Below are 23,653 nucleotides of genomic sequence, written 5' to 3'. Positions count from 1 at the left end.
GATCGGGGGTCACTGGCCTGAAGCCCCATGTCAGGGGGTGGTGCTGGATACACCCCGCGACATGCCGTGTGTCGACTGCGGCGCCGTCGTGGCTTGTCGCGCAGTTCCCCGCGCCCCTTCAGGGCGCTGCCGGTTGGCGCCCCTTCAGGGGCGCGGGGAACGGCGCGATCGACCCCCACCGGCCCGCGGCCTGATCACGACCCGATCCGCCCCACTCCAAGCACCCTCGCTTCGACGTCGGGGTCGAGCCCCATACCCGCCCGCACCGACGCCGCGCCGCCCCTCTCCTGGAGCCACTTCCACGTGTCCGCCACCGTCTCCTCCACCGGCCGGCACCGCAGCCCCGTCGCCACCGCCCGTGACACGGCCAGCCGGTGCACACCGTCGTGCAACTCGCTGCCCGGCGGCACCCACACCGGCAACTGCACCCATGGCTCGATCCCGGCCGCCAGGATCGCCTCAGGGTCGGTCCACCGGAGCTCGGCGTCCGAGCCGGTGCTCCGGCGGCACGCCTCGAGCAGCTCGCCCATCGTGGCGTGCCCCTGCGGGCTCACCAGGTTGTACGGCCCGGACAGGCCCTGTTCGACCGCTCCGAGGGTCCACTCGGCGAGGTCGCGGGCGTCCACGAACTGCACGGGCAGTTCGCGCGGGCCCGGCGCCAGCACCGGCCCGCCCCGCGCGATCCGGTTCAGCCACCAGGGCAGCCGGCCGACGTTCTCGTACGGCCCGAGGATCAGCCCGGCTCGCACCAGCACCGAGCCGTCCGCGCCGAAGGACTCCACGGCGGCCAGCTCACCGCCCAGCTTGTCCTGTGCGTACTCGGTCGCCTCCGCGTCCGCCGCGGCCCCCGTCACCAGGGCCGCGTCCTCGGCGTAGTCGGCCGGGCGCGGCCAGTCGTAGACCGAGCAGCTCGACACGTACGCATACCGTCCGGCGCGGCCCCGCAGCAGCCGTGCCGTCTCCTGTACCGCCCGGGGCGCGGCCGACCAGGTGTCGACGACCGCGTCCCACTCGGTGCCGTCCGCCAGCGCGGCGAGGCCGTCGGGTGCGGTGCGGTCGCCGTGCAGCGACCGCACCCCGGCCGGGGGCCGGCGGCTGCCCCGGTGGAAGACGGTCACCTCCCAGCCGCGCCCGAGCGCCGCCTCGACGACCGCCCGCCCCACGAACTCCGTACCGCCCAGCACCAGAAGCCTCATGCCGTTGATCGTGCCCCCGGGAGGACGCCGGACGTAAGAGGGTTCAGCCGAGGGCGGAGCGGCCCTTCCCGGCCCGTCCGCAGTCCGTCAGCGGCCGGTGGGCGGCGTGTACTTGTATCCCACCCGCCGGACCGTCTGGATCGCCCGGCGGTGCTCCGCGCCGAGCTTGCGGCGCAGCCGGGCCACATGGACGTCGACCGTGCGGCCGTCGCCGACGTGGCCGTAGCCCCAGACCGTGGTGACCAGCTGGTCGCGGGTGTGCACCCGGCCCGGATGCGCCACCAGATGGGCGAGCAGTTCGAACTCCAGGTAGGTGAGGTCGAGTTCGCGGCCGTCGACCTGGGCGGTGCGCTCCACGGTGTCGACGGTGACGAGCGGCCCGGTGCCGGTCGCGGCCGGGGCGGGGTCCGTGGCCGGCACCTGCGGGTCCGGCACGGCGACCGGCAGGAAGGGCGGCTGCTGGTCCGCCGGGACCAGCACCAGGTAGCCGATCATCGGCGGCTGGCCCGGCAGGGTGGGCAGGGCGTGCTGCGGGGCGGGCAGCCAGGTGGCGCCCGGTGGCAGCAGCTCCGTCATGTCCACGACCTCGTCCCGGTCGACGGCACGCAGCCGGTGCCGGGCGGGCGAGGAGGTGCCGAGGGCGGAGGCGGGGGAGAGAGAACGGGTGGTCGCCATGAGACGTCAGCTCTTTCGCGCGAGGAGTCAGTCGGTCGAGGGCGACGGCCGCGATTCGTGGTCGGGCGCGCCGCGGGGACGTACTGCTTTCCGCGCTGGCCGAAGGCCGGGGTGTACGGCTTTAGAGGGCCCGCGCGTTCGTCGCGCGGCAACACACCCGGTCGAAGTCGTGGTGCTGACGGGAAGGCCAGAACGGCTCGAGGTCCTGGCGACCCGTCGCGCTGCACTTCTGGAAGCTGGCCATGCGCCCATTGAAGCAGACACAGCCGGGAAACAGGACCCTCCTCTCACTGCTTGGACGCTTCTTGGCACGACTCCCGGCACGACGCCATGCCGAAGGGGCGCCCACCGTCATGGTGGGCGCCCCTTCGGGAGAGTTGTCCGCGGATCAGACCTGGCCGGCCTTGTCCAGGGCGGTGCAGCAGGTGTCGACGATCAGCCGCGTCACGACGTACGGGTCGACGTTGGCGTTCGGGCGGCGGTCCTCGATGTAGCCCTTGCCGTCCTTCTCGACCTGCCACGGGATGCGGACCGAGGCACCGCGGTTGGAGACGCCGTAGGAGTACTCGTTCCACGGGGCGGTCTCGTGCAGGCCCGTCAGGCGGTCGTCGATGCCGGCGCCGTAGTTCTTGACGTGGTCGAGGGGCTTGGAGCCCTCGCCGAGCGACTCGCAGGCGGTGATGATCGCGTCGTAGCCCTCGCGCATCGCCTTGGTGGAGAAGTTGGTGTGCGCGCCGGCGCCGTTCCAGTCGCCCTTGACCGGCTTGGGGTCGAGGGTGGCGGAGACACCGAAGTCCTCGGCGGTGCGGTAGAGCAGCCAGCGGGCCACCCACAGGTGGTCGGAGACCTCCAGCGGGGAGACCGGGCCGACCTGGAACTCCCACTGGCCGGGCATGACCTCGGCGTTGATGCCGGAGATCGCGAGACCCGCCTTCAGGCAGTTGTCCAGGTGGGCCTCGACGATCTCGCGGCCGAAGATCTCGTCGGCGCCGACACCGCAGTAGTAGCCGCCCTGGGGGGCCGGGAAGCCGCCCTCGGGAAAGCCCAGCGGACGGGACCCGTCGAAGAAGGTGTACTCCTGCTCGATGCCGAAGATCGGCTCCTGCGCGGCGAACTTCTCGGCGACCTCGACCAGCGCGGCACGGGTGTTGGAGGAGTGCGGGGTGAAGTCGATGTCCAGGACCTCGCACAGGACGAGGACGTCGTCGCCGCCGCGGATCGGGTCCGGGCAGGTGAAGACCGGCTTCAGCACACGGTCCGAGGAGTGCCCCTCGGCCTGGTTCGTGGAGGACCCGTCGAAGCCCCAGATCGGCAGCGCGTCGAGACCGGCGGGGGCGCCCGCGATGATCTTCGTCTTCGAACGCAGCTTGGCCGTCGGCTCGGTGCCGTCGATCCAGATGTACTCAGCCTTGAAGGTCACGGGCCACATCCTTCGGGGTGGGTCGGGCGCACTTGCGGGTGCAGTGGCGCTACGGCACTGGGGCGCCTCGGTGTTGCCCGGAAGCCTGTCAACAGGCGATTTCCCGATCATTGCTCGAATGTGAACCCAGTGTTACCTGGTGGTTCTGTGGTGCGACTCACGTTGTGAGACCCGGGCGGGCGGGGTACGGAGCCCAATTCGGGCGTCGTACCGACCCTTCGTGGCGGCTGCCGGCTTTCCCTCCGTGAAAGCCGGCAGCCGAGCCTCGACCCGTCGCCCGGTCAGCCCACCTTCTCGATCAGCGCACGGCGGATCAGGAACTTGCCGGGCTCCCGGACCTGTTCGAAGGCCGCGTTGTTGAGCAGCACGCAACTGCCCGAGACCGACGTGACCTTCACGGTGGTGGACTTGTTGTTGTCCAGGTTGGTGACCTTCAGCGTGGTCCCCGCCGGGAACTGGTTGCTGGAGGCGGCCGGCGCACCGGCCTCGCCGGACAGCGTGACGGTCGAGCCCTTGCAGACCTGCTGCCCGGAGGCGGCGGCGCCCCCGGCGTTGCCCGTGCCACCGGTGGCGGCGCTCTGCGAGGGGGCCGCCGTGGCGGTCTGGCCGGTCTGGCCCGTCTGCGTCCCGTTCGCCGCCTGGGAGCCCTGAGCCGACTCCCCAACGACGCAACCGGACGCCTTCTGCTGGACCTTGATCTGCTCGATGACCGCCTGGCGGTTGGCGATCCGGGCCGCCGACTGGGCGTCCGGGTTCGCCTGCTGGCCGGCGATGAACTTCTGGTTGTTGCCGAGGGCCGTGGCCAGCCCCGAGCAGACGGTCGAGTCCGCGGCCGACGACAGTGTCTTCGCGCTCTGCGAGGACTGCGCGGCGTTCGAGGTGGACGCCAGGACGAAGGCCCCGCCGCCGGCCACCGCTGCGGCGCCGACCAGCAGCGCGATCGACTTCTTGGCTCCGAGAGTTCTCCTACGCGACATGCGCGCCTCCTGAAAGGGGGGGAACGTACGCCGGTAGGTACGAGATATCGAACGTCGTTACTCAGCGGTTACGGGAGTCACGGAAGTAACGTGCGTCACAGTGGAGTTGAGGACTGCTCAGCTCTTGCTTCTGGTCAGTGCTTCCTGTACGGCCTCGTCGGTACGGGCGACGACCGCCGTGCCGTCGTCGGCGGTGATGATCGGCCGCTGGATGAGCTTGGGGTGCTCGGCGAGGGCGGCGATCCACCGGTCGCGCGCGCCCGCGTCCCGCGCCCACTCCTTCAGTCCCAGCTCCTTGGCGACCGACTCCTGGGTGCGGGTGATGTCCCACGGTTCGAGCCCGAGCCGTTCCAGGACGGCCCTGATCTCGTCCTCGGTCGGTACGTCCTCCAGGTAGCGGCGGACGGTGTAGTCGGCGCCCTCGGCGTCGAGCAGGCCGATCGCGCTGCGGCACTTCGAGCAGGCGGGGTTGATCCAGATCTCCATGCGGGAAACGGTACGCGAGCCGCCTTCCGGAGCCGCTCTGTTCGAATTTAGGGGGGTGTCGCGCGAGCCCCTCGGGCACATCGCGCCCCACTCGAAAAACCCTGCTCCACCTGGCTGTTCGGTGTCCTTGTGGGCTGTCTCGTTGTCAGTGCCGGCCGGTACACTGGAAGCAGTGTTCGAGAGAGTCGCCGGGATGTCCGGAGGCGCTCTGACCGCGACAGGAGGATGCCTGTGCCCGCTGCCGCACTGAAGCCGAAGCCGAAGTCCCTGCCGACCCAGTCCACCGCGAAGCGTGCGGTGCTGCTCGACTCGCCGTACGCGCCGGCGGAGAAGCGCCCGCTGCCGGCCGGGCGGCCACGCGAGTGGTACGTCACCCACAACCGCCGCCTGAAGGCCATGCGCCTCGCCATCGCCCTGCTCGACTCCGGCGTCTACCTGCCGGGGCAGGCGCGCAACGAGACGATACGGAGCACGGCGGAGAGCATCGGGATCCACCCGCCGTCGGACACGACGTGCCACATGGTGCGGGCGCTGATGCGATATTCGCGGTGAGCCGGGGGGTGCCGGGTGCCGTGCGTTCTGCGCGGCGCCCGGCGCTTGTCCGACCGGGGGCTGCCGCCCCCGGGCCCCCGCCTCCGGGGTGCGGCCGTTGTGTTCTGGCTGCGGGCCGGTGGGGGCTGATCGCGCAGTTCCTCCCCCAGCCTTCGGCCGGGGGTGCCCCCAGCGCCCCTAAAGGGGCGCTGCAGTCGCGTCAGCTACATAGCTGCGGGCAATCGTGCCGCTGGGGCGGCACGGGTGGGCGCAGCGGCACCCTGCAAGCGCCGGTAAGCGTCCCCACCCCCGGCCCTCACCCGCAGGGCCCGCTCACCCGCTCAGCTCCCGCTCCAGCGGTGTGCGGAATCGTGGGGTCACCTTCGCGGCTCCCACCCAGCCGCGCAGCCGTTCCGCCTCCGTCGCGACCGCCTGCTCCGCCTCCCGGCGGATGCCCGGATCGGGGATCCGCCAGACGATCTCTCCGTCCCGGCGCTGCGCCCAGCCGCCCACCACCAGCCCGTTCCACCACACCGTGGGCCCCACGTTGCCGCTTCTGTCGAAGAGCAGCGGCCGCAGCTCCGGCGGCAGGTACCAGTCCCGCCGCTGCCATGCCATGGCCGTCGGGTCGAGAGCGGGGAGGAGGGCCGCCCAGGGGTGGGACGGCCCGGTGACCGCCGGCAGATCGCCGGCCGTGACGTACCCCGTGTCGTCCTCGTCCAGGGTCACCGGCTCGGCTCCGATCGCGGTCAGCGCCCGGCGGACCTCGGTCACCCGCCACCCCGTCCACCACTTGAGGTCCGCCTCCGTGGCCGGGCCGCAGGCGTGCAGCCAGCGGTTCAGCAGGACCGCCTGGGACTGTGCCGGGTCCAGCTCCGGATGGTCCGGCGCCGCCGCCCAGCGGAACTGGCTCGACGTCCAGGAGCCCAGCGGGCGGCCCCGCACCACCTTGCCCTCCACGCCCAGGACCCGCAGCAGACGCGTCGAGACGGTGTGGACGCCCTCGTAGCTCTTGCCGGCGGCGTACGCGAACTGTTCGCGCAGGCGTGGTTCGGCGGCCGCCAGCTCCGTCGCCGTCGCCTGGCCGAGCCGGGCCAGCTCGGCCAGCGTCGAGGACTCGACCTCCGCGAGCCAGGCCGCGTCCGGGGCACCGGCCCGCGCCATGTCCTTGAGCAGGGCGGCGCGTTCGCGGGCGGCCACCGTCAGGCCCGTCGAGGCGTGGACGACCGCCGTGAGGTCCGCGGGAAAGACGAACACCGTGTGCCGCATGCCGTGCATCCGCACCAGGGTGCGGTCCTCGTACAGGGCCCGCTCCGTCTCCGGCACGGTCTTCGCCGCCTCGGCCAGCCGCGCCCCCACCGCCAGGTGCACCGTCGCCGGGTCCGAGCCGTGCAGCGCCACCAGCGCCTCGGCGACCTCCTCCGGCGTCGTCGCCCGCGCCGGGCCCGCCAGTCGGTGGCGCAACGCCAGCCGGGCACGCCGCTCCGCCACCCCGATGTGCCGCCGCCCGTCGCTCATGCCGACCTCCCCGTGGACTCCTGACCGCATCCTGCCCGATGCCACTGACAATCACCTGTTCGCCGGACTCGGCATGCGGGCGCCCCCGCTCCTCCCTCTCACTGCGATCAGCAGGTCAAGGAGGGAGCAGTCGACCGAGGGGAGCGTCGTATGACCACACCCGCCGACCGTGCCGCCCGCAAGCGGGCCCCCGTTCGGCGCACGCCCTTCTGGCTGCCCGACGTCGACCGCCCGGCGACCGCATCGCCATCGCCGCCTACCTGGGCGACACCGACACCTTCGACCACGCGGTCGCCGACTTCGCCCTCGCCTACGCCGACCAGACCGCCACCGACCACGCCGGCCTCGGCTCGGCTGTCACGGCGGGCGTCCTGACGGCGGCGCCGGGGGTCTGAGCCGGCCCCTCGCGGTCAGCCGTGGTGCTTCAGCAGCAGTGCCACGAACTCCCGCCGGTCGACGGGGTGGTCACGGAACCAGAGGCCCAGCCGGTGCTCCGCGTCCGGGAGTTCGAAGCGGGTGTACCGGGACCGGGTGCGCAGGGCGTCCTGGAGGGCGGCCGTGACCTGCGGCGGGATCACCGCGTCCGTGCCCGGCACGGCGAGTACGGCCCGGCCCGCGTAGGAGCGCAGCACCTCCAGAGCGGGTGAGGTGCGCCAGGCGTCCGGGGTGCGGATGAGCTCGGTGAAGCGGCCGGTGCCGTCGCCGAACGGGACGTCCCAGGCCTGCGGGGTGTAGACCGCGGGGGAGCAGAGGCCGATCGCCCGGGCCCGGTCGCCGTAGTGCCGTACGAGATCCGCGACCGTCTGGCCGCTCATGCTGAAGCCCACCAGGATCAGCGGGCGCTCCGACCCCGCCTGGGCGTCGATCACCGCCGTCGCCTGCTCGAAGCGGCGGCGCAGGCTCAACTCCTTCAGCGTGCCCGTGCTTTCGCCGTGGCCCGAGAAGTCGAAGGCCAGGGCGGGGCAGCCGTGGGCGGCGAACTCCGCGAGCAGCGGGCGCAGTCGCCGCTCGCTGCCGTTGCCCGCGCCGTGCAGGAGGACGGCGACCGGTCCGCCCGTGCCGTCCGTGCCGCGCGCGGCCGGGGCGCGGACCCCGCTGAGCCGTTCGCCGTCGTACTCGTGGGTGAAGCCGGTGAGTTGGTCCATGCCGCACATTCACCCACGGGTGCGTCCGCGGGTGCACGCACGAAAACGGGATGCACGCCGAGTGACCGGCTGCTTACTCTGGAGAGGCGTTGCGGAGTGGTCCACCACCGCTTTCCGAAGGTCCGGCCGAGCCTTGGGGACCCGGGACTACACTGCCGCGCACCGACGGACGGCCGCCCGTCCCCCGCGCGCCGTCGGATCCGTCGACCGCTCACACAACCACGCCACGGAGGCCCGTCATGGGCACCATCGTCCTATCCGGAACCGTCGTCCTGGTCATCCTCGGATTCGGCAACCACAACTGGTGGCTCGCCGCCGTCGCCCTGCTCTTCCTGTACGTGCAGTACGGGCGGGGCTCGTCGTCGGCCTCCTCGTCGGGCGGTCCGTCCGGCGGGGGAGGGGGCACGGCCGGCGACTACAAGACGTACCGCGACCGCCGCGACCAGCAGGCCAAGTGGGAGCGCCGCTACCGCCGCGAGCGCCCCCTGGAGTTCCGGCGCCAGCAGAAGGAGAAGGGGAAGTAGGCCGCAGATGCCCCTGGCCGGTCAGAGGCCGGGGGCACCCCAGACCGGGAACCAGCGGCTGAGGTCCTGCTCGATCCGCAGGTCGCCCGCGAGCGCCGCCTTCACCTGCAACTCCAGCGCGCTGTCCCGCCGCTGACCGGAACCGGGCAGCGGCGCGAAGGGATAGAAAGTGCCCCGTTTGTAGAGATAGACGAGCGCGAGCCTGCGCCCGCGCTCGTCCTCGAAGGCGGCCAGGGAACAGAGCAGCTGCGGGCCGAAGCCGTTGACCTCCATCGAGCTGTTCACCGCGTGCAGGTCGTTGACCAGTTGCGGAAGCTGGTCCGGGGGGCGTTGCGAGACCAGCCAGGAGTACCCGTAGCCGTCCTGGTGCAGCTCCACCGGAACCCCGCCGCGGTCCGAGTCCGCGTCGAGGAGCGCCTGGACCTCCCGGTGGGTCTGCTCGAAGGCCGCGCCCTCCACGGTGGCGAAGCACACCGCGCCCCCGCCGGTGGGCCTGAACCCGGCCGCCGCCTCCAGCGTCACCGCCGCCGACGGCAGCGCGAACAACTGGTCGAGATCGGGCGCGACCGGCTTCGTACGGCCCAGCAGGATGTCCAGGAACCCCATGCTCACCCGGCCTTTCCGGGCGTCGCCGCCTCACCCAGCTCCGCCGAGATCAGCCCCAGCTGCTCAAGCCGCTGCTCCAGGGGCGGGTGGGTGGAGAAGAAGCGCTCGATGCCGGGCTCCTTGCCGGTCGCCGGCGTGAAGTAGAACGCGTTGAAGGCCTGGGCCGTGCGCAGGTCCTTGGTCGGGATCCGGGCGATGTCGCCGGAGACCTTGGTGAGCGCGGACGCCAGCGCGGAGGGCCGGCCGGTGAGATGCGCGGCCGCGCGGTCGGCGGCCAGCTCCCGGTACCGGGACAGGGCCCTGATCAGCAGGAAGCTGATCGCGTACACGGCCGCGGAGACCCCGATGATCGCGGCGAACACGGCGGCGGTGTTCTGGTCCCGCCGGCCCCCGCCGAGGAGCTGCGAGTAGAACGCGAACCGCACGATGAGTCCCGCGATCACGCCCAGGAAGGACGCGACGGTGATCACGGCGACGTCCTTGTGCGCCACGTGCGACAGCTCGTGCGCTAGCACGCCCTCCAGCTCGGCGGGCTCCAGCCGCCGCAGCAGCCCCGTCGTCACACACACCACGGCGTGGTCGGGATTGCGCCCGGTCGCGAACGCGTTCGGCATGTCCATCTCGGAGACGGCGACGACCGGCTTCGGCATGTCCGCGATGGCGCACAGCCGGTCCACCACGGCATGCAGCTCCGGGTACTCCTCCCGCTCCACGACCCGCCCGCGCATGGCGAACATCGCGATCCGGTCGGAGAACCAGAACTGCGCCACGAACATCGCGCCCACCAGCACGACGACGAGCAGCCACGACTTCAGCAACACGATCAGCGCGGCAACGAAACCGACGTACAACAACCCGAGCAGAAACAGCGTGACCGCCATCCGCACGGTCAGCCGCCGGTCGCTCCGGAAGCGGCTCTGCATCTTGCACCACCCCGCAGTCAGGCACTCGTCCCGCTGTCCAGTGTGCACCTGCGCCGTCCCATGGGGAGGTTCCGAACGGCCCTAGTAGCGGCAAAGGCTCAGCCCGGTACGCCGGCCTCCCGCTTGCGCCTGGTCAGCACCCACTCGCTGAACAGATGCCGTCCCCGGTCCAGCAGCGCCGCCACCTCCTCGGACCCGAGCGGTACGTCCGGCGTCGGGTGCCACTGCTGGACGGACCGCTCGGCCCAGCCCCGCAGTTTCACGTCCGGGTCGTCGAGCAGCGCGACCGCAGCCCGCAGCCGCACGAGTCCGCCCCGCGCGTCCAGCAGCCGGAACGCGGCGACCCGCGCATGCCGCGCCCGGCCGGGCGCCAGCCGGTCCGTGAGCCACCCGGCGTCCAGCGCCCCGGCGGACGGCAGCAGGTTCACGGTCCCCGCCCGGACGACGCCCGGAGCCGGGTCGTCGAGCAGCTCCCGGAACCGTGGAACGTCCGTGATGTCGAGGATCCGCAACCCGGCCAGCGCCCCCGCCCGCACGCCGGGGGAGGAGTGGGCGAGCAGCGACGCCAGCAGCCCGGCGTCCGCCCGCTCTCCGCACTCGGCCAGCCCCATGACCGCGCCGGGCGGCAACGCGGGGTCGCCGGTGTCGGCGGCCCGGCGCCGGTACCAGGGCAGCGGATCGGTGCCGTACTGCCGCACCACGTACCGCGCGCAGGCACGTACGACGCCGGACCGGTCGGCGAGGAAGTCCGCCGCCCGCTCCGGTCGTCCGGCCCGCCGCAGCGCCGTCACCCCGGTCGAGCGGACTCGTGGCCCGCGTGCGGCCAGCAGCGGTCCGAGCACGTCGTCGGCGGCTGCGCCCTCCGGTACGAGGGCCACCGCGGCCTCGGCGCAGAGGGTCTGGACGGCGGGGTCGGAGTCCCGGGCGGCGGCCCGTGCCAGCTCGGCGGCGGACAGCATCCCTTCCGCCACGGCCAGGCGGTGGGCGAAGCGCCGGACGGTACGGTCGCCGTCGGCGCGCAGCCGCTCGAGCTGCTCGCGGGACGCTCCCCGCAGGACGTCGCCGAGCACCTCGACGCCGAAGGCGCCGCGCCCGCGCCGGCCGAGGAGCAGGATCAGGGGCGCGAGCGCGACGGCGGCGTCCGCGTCGAGGCTCTCGCGCAGCAGCTGCCGGGCCCGCTCCCGTACCGGTGCGACCCAGTCCGCACAGCGGATGACGACCAGCGGCAGCAGCGCGGGAAACCGCGCCGCCGTCTCCAGCGCCGCCTCCCTGATCCGGCCGTCCCGATGACAGAGGGCGAGCGCGGCCCGCGGCTCGGTGAGCGCGTTGCGGGCCTCGCCGTCGAACTCGGCACGGCTGGGCAGCGCGTCACGCAGCAGCCAGGACCGCGCACCGGCGTCCAGGGCGAGCCACCCACCCGGACCGCTGCCCTCGATCACGTCGCAGGGCGCGGCCCCCTCGGCAACCCGCAGCGCCACCGCTTCGCCGTCCTCGAACTCCCCGCGCATGCCCGTACCCCGTTTTTCGCGTGCCGTCCGGGCGATGGTAGGCGGACAGGTGGGCGCCGGTCGCGCCGATTACCCGAGGCCGAGGACGGGCCGACGGGCCGGATTCCTAGTACGGCGCCCGCGTCTGCATGTACCCCAGCAGCAGGATCACCGCCGCCACGCACCCCACGACCACCGCCGTCGACACCCACGACGACCGTCGCGGTGCCACCGGTCCCGGATCCGGCCGGAACGGCACCGGGTCCGGCGGGTTCTCGCGCCAGCGGGCGGCCAGCATGCGCGCCCGGGCGGACGGCTCCTTGTGTTCCGCCTCGGCGGCCCATCCGAGGTCGAACTCCCGGTCTTCCTCGTCCTGTTGAGACACCCTGATTCCCCCGTATCGAACATGCGTACCGACGCACGATACGACGGAGCCCCCGCCCTGAGAAACAGGAACGGGGGCGCCGAGCGGCCGAAGCGGCGTCTGTCACACGTCGAAGTACAGCTCGAACTCGTGCGGGTGCGGGCGCAGCTGCAGCGGGGCGATCTCGTTGGTGCGCTTGAAGTCGATCCACGTCTCGATCAGGTCGGGCGTGAAGACGTCACCGGCGAGCAGGAACTCGTGGTCGCGCTCCAGGGAGTCGAGGACGGCCGGGAGGGAGGTCGGGACCTGGGCGACGTTCGCGTGCTCCTCGGGAGCCAGCTCGTAGAGGTCCTTGTCGATCGGCTCGGCCGGCTCGATCTTGTTCTTGATGCCGTCCAGACCTGCGAGGAGCAGGGCCGAGAAGGCCAGGTACGGGTTGCCGGAGGAGTCGGGCGCACGGAACTCGACGCGCTTGGCCTTCGGGTTCGAACCCGTGATCGGGATACGCATCGCGGCCGAGCGGTTGCGCTGCGAGTACACCAGGTTGATCGGGGCCTCGAAGCCCGGGACCAGGCGGTGGTACGAGTTCACCGTCGGGTTGGTGAAGGCGAGCAGCGACGGAGCGTGCTTCAGGATGCCGCCGATGTAGTAGCGGGCGGTGTCCGACAGACCCGCGTAGCCGGCCTCGTCGTAGAACAACGGGGAGCCGCCCGCCCACAGCGACTGGTGCACGTGCATGCCCGAGCCGTTGTCGCCGAAGATCGGCTTCGGCATGAAGGTCGCGGTCTTGCCGTTGCGCCAGGCCACGTTCTTCACGATGTACTTGAAGAGCTGGAGGTCGTCGGCGGCGGCGAGCAGCGTGTTGAACTTGTAGTTGATCTCGGCCTGGCCGGCGGTGCCCACCTCGTGGTGCTGGCGCTCGACCTGGAGGCCGGACTTGGCCAGCTCCAGGGAGATCTCGGCGCGCAGGTCGGCGAAGTGGTCGACCGGCGGGACCGGGAAGTAGCCGCCCTTGTAGCGGACCTTGTAACCGCGGTTGTCCTCGAGCGCGCCCGTGTTCCAGGCACCCGCCTCGGAGTCGATGTGGTAGAAGCTCTCGTTCGCCGAGGTGGCGAAACGGACGCTGTCGAAGACGTAGAACTCGGCCTCGGGGCCGAAGTACGCGGTGTCGGCGATACCGGTCGACGCCAGGTACGCCTCCGCCTTCTTCGCCACGTTGCGCGGGTCACGGGAGTACTGCTCGCCCGTGATCGGGTCGTGGATGAAGAAGTTGATGTTGAGCGTCTTGTCCCGGCGGAACGAGTCCACCCGGGCGGTCGACAGGTCCGCGCGCAGCGCCATGTCGGACTCGTGGATCGCCTGGAAACCGCGGATCGACGAGCCGTCGAACGCGAGCTCCTCGTCCGGGTCGAACGCCTCGACGGGCAGCGTGAAGTGCTGCATGACGCCCGGCAGGTCGCAGAAACGGACGTCGATGAACTTGACGTCCTCGTCCGCGATGAACTTCTTGGCCTCGTCGGCGTTCTGGAACATCCAGCTCCTCCTACTCCCGGCCGTTCCCGTGCCGGGGTGGTAGTTCGTTCGTGCGGCCAGTGCGGTGGCACACGCTGTTCTCGACCCTAGGGACGGGTGATTTCTCGGGCGTGACCCATTTGTTTCGCTGAAGTTAACCGACCTCGGTTCCACGGTAGCCCGTGGCACCCCGCCGACCCAGGGCCCTGGCCGGGCCCAGTACCGTGGACGGGTGGACAACAGGCAAGCAATCGGATCGTGGCTCTCCGGGCCCCGCGCGGCCATGGAGGACGCGGGCGCCGAGTTCGGGTACCGGGGCGAGCAGCTCGGTCTGCCGGAGGAGGGGCCGGGCTCCATCGCCCGCCCCGGGCGGCGGCTCGGCGCGCTGGTCGTGGACTGGGCGCTGTGCGTCTTGATCGCATACGGCCTGATCACGCACGGCTACACCCCGGCGACCAGCAACTGGGCGCTGCTCATCTTCTTCGTCCTCGGGGTCCTCACGGTGGGCACGATCGGCTTCACGCCGGGTAAGCGGCTGTTCCGGCTGCGGGTGGTCGGCGTCGGGACGGGCCGGGTGCAGCCGCTGCGCGCACTGGCCCGCACGGTGCTGCTGTGCCTCGCGATCCCGGCACTGGTCTGGGACCGCGACGGCAGGGGCCTGCACGACCGGCTGGCGAAGACCGTAGAGGTCCGTATGTGAGGCAGCGGTTCGGCTGCGGGTGCGTGGGGGCTGGCCGCGCAGTTCCTCCCCCAGCCCCTTACGGGGCGCTGCAGTCGCGTCGGCTACATGGCTGCGGGCAGGCGTGCCGCAGGGCGGCACGGGTGGGCGCAGCGGCACCCTGCCAGCGCCGGTAAGCGACCCCACCCCCCACCTCAGCCCCCACCCCGGCTCACCTCCTGCGCAGCACCCGCGCCAGCACCTCCCGCAGCTCTCCCTCCGGATCGGGCACGGCGGCTTCCGAGCGCCACGCCACGAACCCGTCCGGACGGACCAGTACCGCCCCGTCCGCCGTCGTACCGTGCGCCGCCGCCCAGTCGCCGTCCTCCGAGTCGTACACAAGATCGCCCGCCGGGCCGATGCGGTACGTGTCCAGCCGCAGCCGTTCCGTGTCCGCGATCCGCCGGGCGGCGGCGTGCCAGGCCGCGCCCCCTGCCGAGGCCGCGTCGCTCAGCAGCACCAGTGACCGCTCGTACAGGTCGAGCGTGGACACCCGTTCCCCCTCCCGGCGCAGCCACAGGTGCGGGGCCCGGCTGCCCGGCTGGCCGGTGAGGTTCATCCCATTGGGCACCAGCGGCTGGTCCGGGTCGGCGCCGAGCACCGCGCCCTTCGGGTACCGGTAGCCGAGGACGATGTTGAGGATGCCGCCGCGCCGGTCGGCGCCGACGCCGGGAGCCGGCGCGAAGCCGGGGTGGCTGTGCTCGACGGAGCGGGCGGAGGCGCGGGCGCTGGTGGCGAGGGCGACCGGGCGGCGCTCGGCGTCGTAGGAGTCGAGGAGCCCGGGGCCGGCCCAGCCGTCGAGGACCGCTGCCAGCTTCCAGGCGAGGTTGTGGGCGTCCTGGATGCCGGTGTTGGAGCCGAAGGCCCCCGTCGGGGACATCTCGTGCGCGGAGTCGCCGGCCAGGAAGACCCGCCCGGACGCATACCGTTCGGCCACCCGTTCGGCCGCCCGCCAGGACGCGCGGCCGGTGACCTCGACGTCGAGGTCGGGGACGCCGACGGCCCGCCGGATGTGCCGGGTGAGCCGCTCCTCCGTGAACTCGTCGAGGGTCTCGCCGCGTTCGGGGTGCCAGGGCGCGTGGAAGACCCAGCGCTCCTTGTTGTCGACGGGGAGGAGGGCGCCGTCGGCCTCCGGGTCGGTGAGGTAGCAGCAGATGAAGCGGCGGTCCCCGACCGTGTTCTGCAGCAGCTTGGAGCGGAAGGTGATGCTGACGTTCGCGAACAGGTCGCCGGGGCCCGTCTGGCCGATGCCGAGCCGGCCGCGGACCGGGGAGCGCGGTCCGTCGGCCGCGACCAGGTAGTCCGCGCGGACGGTGTACATCCGGTCGGAGTCACGGTCGCGGACGTACGCCGTCACTCCTTCGGGGTCCTGTTCGAAGGACTCCAGCTCGTGGAAGTAGCGCAGCTCGCCGGTGAGCGACTCGGCCGCCCGGCGGAGCACCGGTTCGAGGTCGTTCTGGCTGCACAGGCACCAACCCGTAGGGCTGAACCTCGCGAGTCCACCGCCCGGGTCGATCTCCTTGAACAGCCAGTCGCCGGCGTCGCCGACCAGCGTCGGGGCCTGCAGGATGCCGTGGTTGTCGGCGAGGAGGGAGGCCGCGGCCTTGATGTCCGGCTCGATGCCCGCTCTCCGGAACAGCTCCATCGTCCGCACGTTGTTGCCCCGGCCGCGTGGGTGGATCGAGGTCCCGGAGTGTCTCTCTACGAGCATGTGGCGTACGCCCAGCCGGCCCAGGAAGAGGGACATGGACAGGCCCACGAGGGAGCCGCCCACCACGAGGACGGGGACCTGGTGATCGGTTTTCTGGTGCATCGGGCACTCCAGAGGCGGGTGTTGGTGCGTCAGGTGCGTTGGAACGTCCATGCCCCGTCCGGGCCCCTTCGGGAGGGGTTCGGCGTGCTCAATCACCCACCTGGTTCACGCGAGTCGCGCGCATCGGAGGACCGGCACAGGATCAAGAAGCGCTGACGCCGCGTCATCGGCGAAGGCGCAGGCCGCTGCCCAGCGAAGGAGATGTGCGAAGCATGACGACGATCTCGGAAAAGGTTTCGGCAAAGCCGACCCGAACGACCCGCCCGGTCTCGACACGGGTCTCCCAGTCCGTCTTCGACGGCTCCCGGCTCCGGGTCGTCCTGCTGGTGGACGTCTACGACGGCGCACAGCAGCAGTTCCTGGAGGCCTACGAGCAGCTGTGCAACCAGGTCGCCCAGGTGCCCGGCCACGTCAGCGACCAGCTCTGCCAGTCGATCGAGAACCCCTCCCAGTGGCTGATCACCAGCGAGTGGGAGAGCGCCCCGCCGTTCCTCGCCTGGGTGAACAGCGAGGAGCACGTGGAGATGGTGAAGCCGCTGCACAACTGCGTCCGCGACACCCGCTCGCTCCGCTTCCACGTCGTACGGGAGACCGGCGGCCCGTCGGCGGACGCCGTCCGTGTCCTGCAGGCCCGGCCACGGATGGGCGACGGCGTGATCCGCCACGCGCTCACCTTCACGGTCCGGCCGGGCAGCGAGGCCAAGGTCGCGAAGATCCTCGCGGACTACGCCTCGCCCGAGGCGAAGGTCGACGACTCCACCCGGCTCTGCCGCACCTCCCTGTTCATGCACGGCAACCGGGTGGTGCGGGCCATCGAGGTGCGCGGTGACCTGATGGCCGCCCTGCGCCACGTCGCCCGGCAGCCCGAGGTGCGGGCCGTCGAGGAGGCCATCAACCCCTACCTGGAGCAGGAGCGCGACCTCAACGACCAGGAGTCCGCACGGGTGTTCTTCACTCGGGCGGCGCTGCCGGCCGTCCACCACGTCAGCGCCGAGGAGCTGGCCGAGGGCGAGCGGCACGCGCTGTACTACCCGGCCCGTCCGGGCTGCGGGATGCGGCTCGCGGAACTGCTGGCGCAGCAGGACGAGGCCTCGTCCGAGGACCCGGCGAGCCCGGTGCTGCACAGCACGGTCTTCCAGCGCGACGACGTCGTCGTCCGCCTGGTCGAGCAGCGGCCCGGTACGCCGGTGGACGTCACCCCGGCCCACGCGCTGACCGCCCTGCTGGACGGCGACGCGGTGCGGATGCAGCTCCTCACCGACCGCCGCTCCCCGGACGCCTGACGCCTGACCCTTCACCGTTGCATCACCCCCCACGGAGGAACGCAGACATGCAGCCCATTCCGAAGATCGTGGACCTCAGCGAGGTCGAGCCCAACACCCGGCGCGGCGGCGATCTGCGCGCCATGCTCACCCCGGCCACGGTGGGTTCCACCAGCGGTTTCATGGGTGTGGCCATCGTGCAGCCGGGCGACCGCATCGCCGAGCACTACCACCCGTACTCCGAGGAGTTCGTGTACGTCGTCTGCGGCGACATGGAGGTCGACCTGGACGGCGAACCGCACCAGCTGCGGCCCGAACAGGGGCTGATGATCCCCATGAACATGAAGCACCGCTTCCGCAACGTGGGGAACGTCGAGGCCCGGATCGTCTTCCACCTCGGCCCGCTGGCCCCGCGCCCGGCCCTGGGCCACGTCGACACGGAGGAGACGGAAGCCGTCACCGTGGGGCAGGTCCGGTCGTGACCCGGCGCGTGGCGGTTACGGGCATAGGCATCGTCGCTCCGGGGGGTGTGGGCGTACCGGCGTTCTGGGATCTGCTCGCCTCGGGCCGGACCGCGACGCGCGGCATCACCTTCTTCGACCCCTCGGGCCTCAGGTCGCGGATCGCCGCCGAGTGCGACTTCGACCCGGCCGCGCACGGCCTGGACGCCGAGGAGATCGAGCGGGCGGACCGGTACATACAGTTCGCCCTGGTCGCCGGCGACGAGGCGGTCCGGGACTCCGGCCTCGACCTCGGCCGGGAGGACCCCTGGCGGATCGGGGTCTCCCTGGGTACGGCCGTGGGTGGCACCACCCGTCTCGAGCACGACTACGTCCTGGTGAGCGGCGCGGGTCAGCGCTGGGACGTGGACCACCGGCAGGCGCAGCCCCAGCTGCACCGGGCGTTCTCCCCGAGCACGCTCGCCTCCGCGGTGGCGGAACGTTTCGGCGCCCAGGGTCCGGTCCAGACCGTGTCCACCGGCTGCACCTCGGGCCTGGACGCCGTGGGCTACGCCTTCCACACCGTCCAGGAGGGCCGCGCCGACATCTGCATCGCCGGTGCCTCGGACTCCCCGATCTCACCCATCACCATGGCCTGCTTCGACGCGATCAAGGCCACCTCCCCGAACAACGACGACCCCGAGCACGCCTCCCGCCCGTTCGACAACCGCCGTGACGGGTTCGTCATGGGCGAGGGCGGCGCGGTGCTCGTCCTGGAGGAGCTGGAGCACGCGAAGGCCCGCGGCGCACACATCTACTGCCAGCTCGACGGCTACGCCACCTTCGGCAACGCCTACCACATGACCGGTCTCACCAGCGAGGGCCTGGAGATGGCCCGCGCCATCGAGACCGCCCTGGACCACGCCCGCCTCGACCCCACCGCCATCGACTACGTCAACGCGCACGGCTCCGGCACCCGGCAGAACGACCGCCACGAGACCGCCGCTGTGAAGAAGGCGCTCGGACAGCACGCCTACAGCACGCCCATGAGCTCCATCAAGTCCATGGTGGGCCACTCGCTCGGCGCCATCGGCGCGATCGAGGTCGTCGCCTGTGTGCTCGCCCTGGCCCATCAGGTCGTCCCGCCCACCGCGAACTACGAGACCCCCGACCCCGAGTGCGACCTCGACTACGTGCCGCGCGTCGCCCGCGAACGGCGCCTCGGCGGCGTCCTGTCCGTGGGCAGCGGGTTCGGCGGCTTCCAGTCCGCGGTGATCCTGACCCGGCAGAGAGGACGGACACCATGAGCGAACCCCCTTCTCGGCGGGCGGCCGTCACCGGCATCGGTGTCGTCGCACCCAACGGAACCAGCACCGAGACCTTCTGGAAGTCCGTCCAGGAGGGACGCAACGTCCTCGACAAGGTGACCCGCGACGGCTGCGAGCACCTGCCCATGAAGGTGGCCGGAGAAGTCCGCGACTTCGACCCGGCGGCCGCCGTCGAGGAACGCCTCATCGTCCAGACCGACCGCTTCACGCACTTCGCGATGGCCGCGGCCGACCTGGCACTGGAAGACGCCCGGCTCGGCCGCGCCGACACCGACGGCTCGCCGTTCGACATCGGCGTGGTCACCGCGGCCGGCTCCGGCGGCGGCGAGTTCGGCCAGCGCGAGCTCCAGCAGCTGTGGGGCAAGGGCAGCCGCTTCGTCGGCCCCTACCAGTCCATCGCCTGGTTCTACGCGGCCAGCACCGGCCAGATCTCCATCCGGCGCGGCTTCAAGGGGCCCTGCTCGGTGGTCGCCGCCGACGAGGCCGGCGGCCTGGACGCCCTCGCCCACGCGGCCCGCGCGGTCCGCCGCGGTACGGACGTCATCGTGGCCGGCTCCACCGAGGCGCCGATAGCTCCGTACTCGGTGGTCTGCCAGCTCGGCTACGAGGAGCTCAGCCGGGAGGCCGACCCGGCCCGCGCCTACCGCCCGTTCACCGACCAGGCCTGCGGGTTCGTGCCGGCCGAGGGCGGCGCCATGCTCGTCGTGGAGGACACCGGCTCGGCCCGCCGCCGCGGACTGCCGGTCCGGGCCACCCTCGACGGCCACGCGTCGACCTTCACCGGCGCCTCCCGCTGGGCCGAGTCCCGGGCCGGGCTCGCCCAGGCGATCCGCGGGGCGCTGGCCGAGGCCGGCTGCGCCCCCGAGGAGATCGACGTGGTCTTCGCCGACGCCCTCGGCGTGCCCGAGGCCGACCGGGCGGAGGCGCTGGCCATCACCGACGTCCTCGGCGCGCACGGCAGGCGGGTGCCGGTCACCGCGCCCAAGACCGGGATCGGCCGGGGCTACTGCGCCGCCCCCGTCCTCGACACCGCGGCCGCGGTGCTGGCGATGGAACACGGGCTGATCCCGCCCACCCCCGGCGTCTTCGACATCTGCCACGACCTCGACCTCGTGACCGGCAGCGCCCGTGCCGCGCAGCCACGCACGGCACTGGTGCTCAGCCGGGGCCTCATGGGGTCGAACTCGGCGCTCGTGCTGCGCCACGGCGCGGCCGGGTGAGTCGAACACACCAGCTGCCCAGCAGCGATAGCAGAAGGAGTTGCTATGAGCATCACCGTGGACGAACTGTCCGAACTCATGAAGAAGGCCGCCGGCGTCACCGTCGCCCCGGCCGACCTCCAGGACCGGGCCGACAGCGGATTCGACGTCCTCGGCGTCGACTCGCTCGGCCTGCTCGGCATCGTCGGCGAGCTGGAGAACCGGCACGGCGTGCCCATGCCGGTGGACGCCGAGCGGTGCAAGACGCCCCGCCAGTTCCTCGACCTCGTCAACAGCGCCATGCCCGCGGGAGCCTGACATGACCGGACACACCCAGAACGAGATCACCATCGCCGCGCCCGTCGACCTGGTCTGGGACATGACCAACGACGTGGCCAACTGGCCCCAGCTGTTCAGCGAGTACGCCAGCGCCGAGATCCTCGAGGACGACGGGAAGAAGGTCACCTTCCGGCTGACCATGCACCCCGACGAGAACGGCAAGGTGTGGAGCTGGGTCTCCGAGCGCGAGGCGGACCGCCGCAACCTCCGCGTCAAGGCCCGCCGGGTCGAGACCGGCCCGTTCGCGCACATGGACATCCTCTGGCAGTACGAGGAGGTGCCCGCCGGCACCCGGATGGTCTGGACCCAGGACTTCGCGATGAAGCCGGAGGCCCCCGTCGACGACGAGTGGATGACCGACAACATCAACAAGAACTCCAAGGTCCAGATGGCCCTGATCCGGGACAAGATCGAGAAGGCCGCCACCGGCCGGCGCCCCGACCCGGCCCTCGCCGACTGAGCCGGCCGTCCGGAAGACAGGAACGGAGAGACACGTGCACCAGGCCCTGATCGTCGCCCGTATGGCACCGGGCTCCGCGCCCGACATCGCGAAGGTGTTCGCGGAGTCCGACCGGGGAGAGCTGCCGCACCTCGTCGGGGTGGTCCGGCGCAGCCTCTTCCAGTTCGGCGATGTGTACATGCACCTCGTCGAGTCCGAGCGCGAGCCGGGACCGGCCATCGCCAAGGTCACCTCGCACCCCGAGTTCAGGGACATCAGCGACCGTCTCACGGCGTACGTCAGCGCGTACGACCCGGAGACCTGGCGTTCCCCGAAGGACGCGATGGCCCAGCGCTTCTACCTCTGGGAGCGCGACGGCGGCGCGTGACCCCGCGTACCGCCGTACGCCAACGGTGCCGGACCCGCGCACGACGCGGGCCCGGCACCGGCGCGTGCCGGGCCGCCCGTGTCAGGCGGGCACCGTGCAGTCGAAGGCGTGCAGGTACGGGTTGACCGGCCGGATGTCGTTGACGCTCAGGCCCGCGTCGCCCAGCCGCCGCACCATGCTGTCGGTGGTGTGCTTGGCCCCGCCGACGTTCAGGAGCAGCAGCAGGTCCATCGCGGTGCTGAACCGCATCGACGGGGTGTCGTCGACCAGGTTCTCGATCACCACGACCCGGGCCCCGGGCCCGCCCGCCGCGACCACGTTGGCGAGCAGCCGCGAGGTGGACTCGTCGTCCCACTCCAGGATGTTCTTGATGATGTAGACGTCCGCGTCGACCGGTACGGCCTCCCGGATGTCACCGGGCACCACCCGCGCCCGGTCCGCGAGGTCGCCGCCCTCGCGCAGCCGGGGCAGGGCCTTCTCCACCACCTTGGGCAGATCCAGCAGGTAGCCCCTCATCGCCGGGTACTTGTCCAGCAGGCTGGCCACCACGTGCCCCTGCCCGCCGCCGAGGTCCGCGACCGAGCGGCTGCCGGACAGGTCGAGCAGGGCCGCGACCTCCCGGGCCGACTGCTCGCTGGAGGTGGTCATCGCCCGGTTGAAGACGTCCGCCGACTCCGGCGCGTCCTCGTTCAGGTAGACGAAGAACTCCTTGCCGTAGAGGTCCTCGACGACGTTGCGGCCGGTGCGCACGGCCTCGTCGAGCTTGGGCCAGGCGTCCCAGGTCCACGGCTCGGTGCACCACATGGCGATGTAGCGCAGGCTGTGCGGGTCGTCCTCGCGCAGCAGCCGGGAGGTATCGGTGTGGGCGAACGTCCCGTCCGGCCGCTCGGCGAAGACGCCGTAGCAGGACAGGGCGCGCAGCAGCCGGCGCAGCGGCTTCGGGTCGGTCTTCACCGCCGACGCCAGGGACTCCACGGTCATGGGGGCGTCCCCGAGCGCGTCGGCGACGCGCAGCCGGGCGGCGGCGCGGACGGCGGCGGCACAGGCCGCCCCGAACACGAGCTCGCGCAGCCGCATCGACGGCGGCGGAGCGTCCTCCTCCAGCCCCTTGGCCGGCGTCGTGAGGTCGCGTGCTGGTGCGGTCATGTGCCGCCTTCCTTCCTGGTGGGGTGTCGTACGGCCGTCAGGTCAGCACAGACCCGCGGGCTTGGACTTCTTGCAGGTGTTGTCCTTGAAGGCGTTGCCGTGCTTGCTGGCCTCCTGGTTGACCAGGTCGGCGGGGGAGTTGCCCGACAGCTTGTTGCGGGTGATCTGGTTCTTGTCGCTGGTGACACCCACGAAGCTCTTGAAGACCACGACACCGCCCGACAGCGGCGACTTGCCGGAGTTCCCGGTGACCGTGTTCCCGGTCACCACGGTGTTCTCGGCGCCGGTCAGCACGATGCCGGAGCCCTGCAGGAAGGACAGCCGGGCGGTCTTCTTGCAGTACTTGTTGTTCTTCACGACCTGGTTGTCGGCGACGGTCAGGTGACCGGCCTTCGGCTTGTTCTCGTCGCCGACGACGAACACGCCCGCGCAGTTCCCGGTGACCGAGTTGTCCGAGACCGTGAGGTTGCGCAGCCGGCGGACGGTGACGCCGATGCGGTTGTTCTCCAGGAGGTTGTGCTCGACGACCGTGCCGAACGTGTCGACGGCGCCCTTCTCCGTGGTGACGGAGTTGGCGAGGAAGATGCCCGCGTCGCCGTTGTTCCGGGCGATGTTGTTCTGGTACATGCTGTGGACCGAGCGCTCCTCGGCGAGGCCCCACTGCCCGTTCTTCACGGCGGCCACGCCGTGCACGCGCAGGTCGGCCGCGCCCACGGCCATGACGCCGGTCCGGGAGAACCCGGTCACGGTCATGTGGGCGATGGTCACGTCCTCGACGGGCTGCTTCTTGGCGCCGACCACGCAGATGCCGTTGCCCATCTCGGCGCAGGACTTCACGGCGGTCTTCTTCGTGCCGCTCATGGCCTTCTTGGACTTCTTCGCCTTCTTGACCGGCTCGAGCACGGTGTCCGGGCCCACACCACGCAGGGTGAGGCCGGGCGTGGTCACCTTGACGCTCTCGTGGTAGGTGCCGGCCAGCACCAGGACCGTGTCACCGGGCTCGGCGGCGTCGACCGCCTTCTGGATGGATTCACCCGGGTGCACGGTCAGAACGCCGTGCGAGGAGGTCGCCGGAGCGGCGCCGAGGAGGGAGCCGCACAGGGCGGCGCTGCACGCGAGGTATGTGATATGGCGTTTTGTCACATCTGGCAGGTTAGGAGCAGATGACCCGATAAACGCCGGGATGCTCCGTTCGGCGGCGTGTCATGAGCGCCCCG

Annotated in this window: 26 protein-coding genes; 11 read left to right on the top strand and 15 right to left on the bottom strand. The window is 71.7% G+C overall.

Translation table 11 applies throughout. The features are described 5' to 3' along the window. Positions 1 to 194 precede the first annotated feature (194 nt). From ACZ4UV_RS02345 to ACZ4UV_RS02325, 5 genes are all read right to left on the bottom strand, one after another. Positions 195 to 1,196 (bottom strand): NAD-dependent epimerase/dehydratase family protein, encoded by a 1,002-nt coding sequence (locus ACZ4UV_RS02345; RefSeq protein ID WP_451023096.1) that lies wholly within the window; start codon positions 1,194 to 1,196, stop codon positions 195 to 197. Between the two features lie 87 nt (positions 1,197 to 1,283). Continuing rightward, positions 1,284 to 1,871, bottom strand: a complete 588-nt coding sequence (locus ACZ4UV_RS02340) for a winged helix-turn-helix domain-containing protein (protein WP_451023097.1) — start codon at positions 1,869 to 1,871, stop codon at positions 1,284 to 1,286. Between the two features lie 388 nt (positions 1,872 to 2,259). Next, a complete protein-coding gene (gene glnII / locus ACZ4UV_RS02335) occupies positions 2,260 to 3,291 on the bottom strand; it encodes a glutamine synthetase (RefSeq protein ID WP_293991202.1) in 1,032 nt (343 codons plus the stop codon). Between the two features lie 281 nt (positions 3,292 to 3,572). Beyond that, entirely contained in the window at positions 3,573 to 4,268 is a 696-nt protein-coding gene (locus tag ACZ4UV_RS02330; RefSeq protein ID WP_467835402.1) for a hypothetical protein, read from the bottom strand. Between the two features lie 117 nt (positions 4,269 to 4,385). Further along, on the bottom strand, positions 4,386 to 4,754 hold the full coding sequence (locus ACZ4UV_RS02325; RefSeq protein WP_351499187.1) for an arsenate reductase family protein: 369 nt from the start codon (positions 4,752 to 4,754) through the stop codon (positions 4,386 to 4,388). A 231-nt stretch (positions 4,755 to 4,985) separates the two neighbouring features. On the opposite strand from ACZ4UV_RS02325, the gene ACZ4UV_RS02320 reads away from it, so the two are divergent. Next, positions 4,986 to 5,306 (top strand): hypothetical protein, encoded by a 321-nt coding sequence (locus tag ACZ4UV_RS02320; RefSeq protein WP_293991212.1) that lies wholly within the window; start codon positions 4,986 to 4,988, stop codon positions 5,304 to 5,306. A 312-nt stretch (positions 5,307 to 5,618) separates the two neighbouring features. Here ACZ4UV_RS02320 and ACZ4UV_RS02315 read toward each other — a convergent pair whose 3' ends face one another. Then, positions 5,619 to 6,803 (bottom strand): winged helix DNA-binding domain-containing protein, encoded by a 1,185-nt coding sequence (locus tag ACZ4UV_RS02315; RefSeq protein WP_467835398.1) that lies wholly within the window; start codon positions 6,801 to 6,803, stop codon positions 5,619 to 5,621. Positions 6,804 to 6,841: 38 nt separating this feature from the next. Here ACZ4UV_RS02315 and ACZ4UV_RS02310 point away from each other — a divergent pair, with 38 nt between their 5' ends. Further along, a complete protein-coding gene (locus ACZ4UV_RS02310; protein WP_467835395.1) occupies positions 6,842 to 7,198 on the top strand; it encodes a DUF2252 family protein in 357 nt (118 codons plus the stop codon). Positions 7,199 to 7,213: 15 nt separating this feature from the next. Here ACZ4UV_RS02310 and ACZ4UV_RS02305 read toward each other — a convergent pair whose 3' ends face one another. Next, a complete protein-coding gene (locus ACZ4UV_RS02305; protein ID WP_390037908.1) occupies positions 7,214 to 7,948 on the bottom strand; it encodes an alpha/beta hydrolase in 735 nt (244 codons plus the stop codon). Between the two features lie 239 nt (positions 7,949 to 8,187). On the opposite strand from ACZ4UV_RS02305, the gene ACZ4UV_RS02300 reads away from it, so the two are divergent. Next, a complete protein-coding gene (locus ACZ4UV_RS02300; protein ID WP_390037910.1) occupies positions 8,188 to 8,472 on the top strand; it encodes a hypothetical protein in 285 nt (94 codons plus the stop codon). 21 nt (positions 8,473 to 8,493) lie between these two features. On the opposite strand, the gene pspAB is transcribed toward ACZ4UV_RS02300, so the two are convergent. From pspAB to glnA, 5 genes are all read right to left on the bottom strand, one after another. Next, on the bottom strand, positions 8,494 to 9,078 hold the full coding sequence (gene pspAB / locus ACZ4UV_RS02295) for a PspA-associated protein PspAB (RefSeq protein WP_390038639.1): 585 nt from the start codon (positions 9,076 to 9,078) through the stop codon (positions 8,494 to 8,496). A gap of 2 nt (positions 9,079 to 9,080) precedes the next feature. Then, positions 9,081 to 10,001 carry a zinc metalloprotease HtpX gene (gene htpX / locus ACZ4UV_RS02290; protein WP_467835391.1) on the bottom strand — a complete coding sequence of 307 codons (921 nt, stop codon included), beginning with the start codon at positions 9,999 to 10,001 and terminating at the stop codon, positions 9,081 to 9,083. Between the two features lie 98 nt (positions 10,002 to 10,099). Next, the gene (locus ACZ4UV_RS02285) at positions 10,100 to 11,509 is read right to left on the bottom strand and encodes a hypothetical protein (protein WP_467835388.1); all 1,410 of its coding nucleotides are present in this window, start codon (positions 11,507 to 11,509) and stop codon (positions 10,100 to 10,102) included. 106 nt (positions 11,510 to 11,615) lie between these two features. Beyond that, positions 11,616 to 11,873, bottom strand: coding sequence for an SCO2583/SCO2584 N-terminal domain-containing protein (locus tag ACZ4UV_RS02280; RefSeq protein ID WP_451022261.1), 258 nt, complete (start codon positions 11,871 to 11,873; stop codon positions 11,616 to 11,618). A gap of 102 nt (positions 11,874 to 11,975) precedes the next feature. Beyond that, entirely contained in the window at positions 11,976 to 13,385 is a 1,410-nt protein-coding gene (glnA, locus tag ACZ4UV_RS02275; protein WP_123977765.1) for a type I glutamate--ammonia ligase, read from the bottom strand. Between the two features lie 211 nt (positions 13,386 to 13,596). On the opposite strand from glnA, the gene ACZ4UV_RS02270 reads away from it, so the two are divergent. Continuing rightward, positions 13,597 to 14,064 carry an RDD family protein gene (locus ACZ4UV_RS02270; protein WP_467835385.1) on the top strand — a complete coding sequence of 156 codons (468 nt, stop codon included), beginning with the start codon at positions 13,597 to 13,599 and terminating at the stop codon, positions 14,062 to 14,064. A gap of 190 nt (positions 14,065 to 14,254) precedes the next feature. On the opposite strand, the gene ACZ4UV_RS02265 is transcribed toward ACZ4UV_RS02270, so the two are convergent. After that, on the bottom strand, positions 14,255 to 15,895 hold the full coding sequence (locus tag ACZ4UV_RS02265) for an FAD-dependent oxidoreductase (protein ID WP_390037921.1): 1,641 nt from the start codon (positions 15,893 to 15,895) through the stop codon (positions 14,255 to 14,257). 212 nt (positions 15,896 to 16,107) lie between these two features. On the opposite strand from ACZ4UV_RS02265, the gene ACZ4UV_RS02260 reads away from it, so the two are divergent. Genes ACZ4UV_RS02260 through ACZ4UV_RS02230 form a run of 7 tightly spaced genes read left to right on the top strand, consistent with a single transcriptional unit; the run spans position 16,108 to position 21,290 of the window. After that, positions 16,108 to 17,178, top strand: coding sequence for a SchA/CurD-like domain-containing protein (locus tag ACZ4UV_RS02260; protein WP_451021589.1), 1,071 nt, complete (start codon positions 16,108 to 16,110; stop codon positions 17,176 to 17,178). Between the two features lie 47 nt (positions 17,179 to 17,225). After that, positions 17,226 to 17,639 (top strand): cupin domain-containing protein, encoded by a 414-nt coding sequence (locus ACZ4UV_RS02255; protein WP_390037925.1) that lies wholly within the window; start codon positions 17,226 to 17,228, stop codon positions 17,637 to 17,639. Further along, positions 17,636 to 18,904 carry a beta-ketoacyl-[acyl-carrier-protein] synthase family protein gene (locus ACZ4UV_RS02250; protein WP_390037927.1) on the top strand — a complete coding sequence of 423 codons (1,269 nt, stop codon included), beginning with the start codon at positions 17,636 to 17,638 and terminating at the stop codon, positions 18,902 to 18,904. The genes ACZ4UV_RS02255 and ACZ4UV_RS02250 overlap by 4 nt, the downstream gene beginning before the upstream one ends. Then, positions 18,901 to 20,145 (top strand): ketosynthase chain-length factor, encoded by a 1,245-nt coding sequence (locus ACZ4UV_RS02245; protein WP_390037929.1) that lies wholly within the window; start codon positions 18,901 to 18,903, stop codon positions 20,143 to 20,145. The genes ACZ4UV_RS02250 and ACZ4UV_RS02245 overlap by 4 nt, the downstream gene beginning before the upstream one ends. Before the next feature lie 45 nt (positions 20,146 to 20,190). Continuing rightward, entirely contained in the window at positions 20,191 to 20,442 is a 252-nt protein-coding gene (locus ACZ4UV_RS02240) for an acyl carrier protein (protein ID WP_351325347.1), read from the top strand. A gap of 1 nt (position 20,443) precedes the next feature. Further along, the gene (locus ACZ4UV_RS02235; protein ID WP_351499217.1) at positions 20,444 to 20,923 is read left to right on the top strand and encodes an SRPBCC family protein; all 480 of its coding nucleotides are present in this window, start codon (positions 20,444 to 20,446) and stop codon (positions 20,921 to 20,923) included. Between the two features lie 34 nt (positions 20,924 to 20,957). Then, positions 20,958 to 21,290 (top strand): TcmI family type II polyketide cyclase, encoded by a 333-nt coding sequence (locus ACZ4UV_RS02230; RefSeq protein ID WP_351715784.1) that lies wholly within the window; start codon positions 20,958 to 20,960, stop codon positions 21,288 to 21,290. A gap of 81 nt (positions 21,291 to 21,371) precedes the next feature. Here the strand turns inward: ACZ4UV_RS02230 and ACZ4UV_RS02225 are convergent, their stop codons facing one another. Together ACZ4UV_RS02225 and ACZ4UV_RS02220 are read right to left on the bottom strand one after the other, a co-directional pair. After that, positions 21,372 to 22,436, bottom strand: a complete 1,065-nt coding sequence (locus ACZ4UV_RS02225) for a methyltransferase (RefSeq protein ID WP_451021587.1) — start codon at positions 22,434 to 22,436, stop codon at positions 21,372 to 21,374. A gap of 42 nt (positions 22,437 to 22,478) precedes the next feature. After that, the gene (locus ACZ4UV_RS02220; protein ID WP_451021586.1) at positions 22,479 to 23,579 is read right to left on the bottom strand and encodes a right-handed parallel beta-helix repeat-containing protein; all 1,101 of its coding nucleotides are present in this window, start codon (positions 23,577 to 23,579) and stop codon (positions 22,479 to 22,481) included. Positions 23,580 to 23,653 lie beyond the last annotated feature (74 nt).

The sequence above is a fragment of the Streptomyces sp. NPDC028289 genome, assembly GCF_055565975.1.
The sequence above is the reverse complement of the archived record's forward strand: the minus strand, read 5'-3'. Positions and strand labels throughout refer to the sequence as shown.

Excerpts from the sequence above, each read along its gene's own strand:
- ACZ4UV_RS02345 (WP_451023096.1), bottom strand. The coding sequence starts at position 1,196 with ATGAGGCTTCTGGTGCTGGGCGGTACGGAGTTCGTGGGGCGGGCGGTC.
- ACZ4UV_RS02340 (WP_451023097.1), bottom strand. The coding sequence starts at position 1,871 with ATGGCGACCACCCGTTCTCTCTCCCCCGCCTCCGCCCTCGGCACCTCC.
- ACZ4UV_RS02330 (WP_467835402.1), bottom strand. The coding sequence starts at position 4,268 with ATGTCGCGTAGGAGAACTCTCGGAGCCAAGAAGTCGATCGCGCTGCTG.
- ACZ4UV_RS02325 (WP_351499187.1), bottom strand. The coding sequence starts at position 4,754 with ATGGAGATCTGGATCAACCCCGCCTGCTCGAAGTGCCGCAGCGCGATC.
- ACZ4UV_RS02315 (WP_467835398.1), bottom strand. The coding sequence starts at position 6,803 with ATGAGCGACGGGCGGCGGCACATCGGGGTGGCGGAGCGGCGTGCCCGG.
- ACZ4UV_RS02310 (WP_467835395.1), top strand. The coding sequence starts at position 6,842 with ATGCCACTGACAATCACCTGTTCGCCGGACTCGGCATGCGGGCGCCCC.
- ACZ4UV_RS02305 (WP_390037908.1), bottom strand. The coding sequence starts at position 7,948 with ATGGACCAACTCACCGGCTTCACCCACGAGTACGACGGCGAACGGCTC.
- ACZ4UV_RS02300 (WP_390037910.1), top strand. The coding sequence starts at position 8,188 with ATGGGCACCATCGTCCTATCCGGAACCGTCGTCCTGGTCATCCTCGGA.
- pspAB (WP_390038639.1), bottom strand. The coding sequence starts at position 9,078 with ATGGGGTTCCTGGACATCCTGCTGGGCCGTACGAAGCCGGTCGCGCCC.
- htpX (WP_467835391.1), bottom strand. The coding sequence starts at position 10,001 with ATGCAGAGCCGCTTCCGGAGCGACCGGCGGCTGACCGTGCGGATGGCG.
- ACZ4UV_RS02285 (WP_467835388.1), bottom strand. The coding sequence starts at position 11,509 with ATGCGCGGGGAGTTCGAGGACGGCGAAGCGGTGGCGCTGCGGGTTGCC.
- glnA (WP_123977765.1), bottom strand. The coding sequence starts at position 13,385 with ATGTTCCAGAACGCCGACGAGGCCAAGAAGTTCATCGCGGACGAGGAC.
- ACZ4UV_RS02265 (WP_390037921.1), bottom strand. The coding sequence starts at position 15,895 with ATGCACCAGAAAACCGATCACCAGGTCCCCGTCCTCGTGGTGGGCGGC.
- ACZ4UV_RS02260 (WP_451021589.1), top strand. The coding sequence starts at position 16,108 with ATGACGACGATCTCGGAAAAGGTTTCGGCAAAGCCGACCCGAACGACC.
- ACZ4UV_RS02255 (WP_390037925.1), top strand. The coding sequence starts at position 17,226 with ATGCAGCCCATTCCGAAGATCGTGGACCTCAGCGAGGTCGAGCCCAAC.
- ACZ4UV_RS02245 (WP_390037929.1), top strand. The coding sequence starts at position 18,901 with ATGAGCGAACCCCCTTCTCGGCGGGCGGCCGTCACCGGCATCGGTGTC.
- ACZ4UV_RS02240 (WP_351325347.1), top strand. The coding sequence starts at position 20,191 with ATGAGCATCACCGTGGACGAACTGTCCGAACTCATGAAGAAGGCCGCC.
- ACZ4UV_RS02235 (WP_351499217.1), top strand. The coding sequence starts at position 20,444 with ATGACCGGACACACCCAGAACGAGATCACCATCGCCGCGCCCGTCGAC.
- ACZ4UV_RS02225 (WP_451021587.1), bottom strand. The coding sequence starts at position 22,436 with ATGACCGCACCAGCACGCGACCTCACGACGCCGGCCAAGGGGCTGGAG.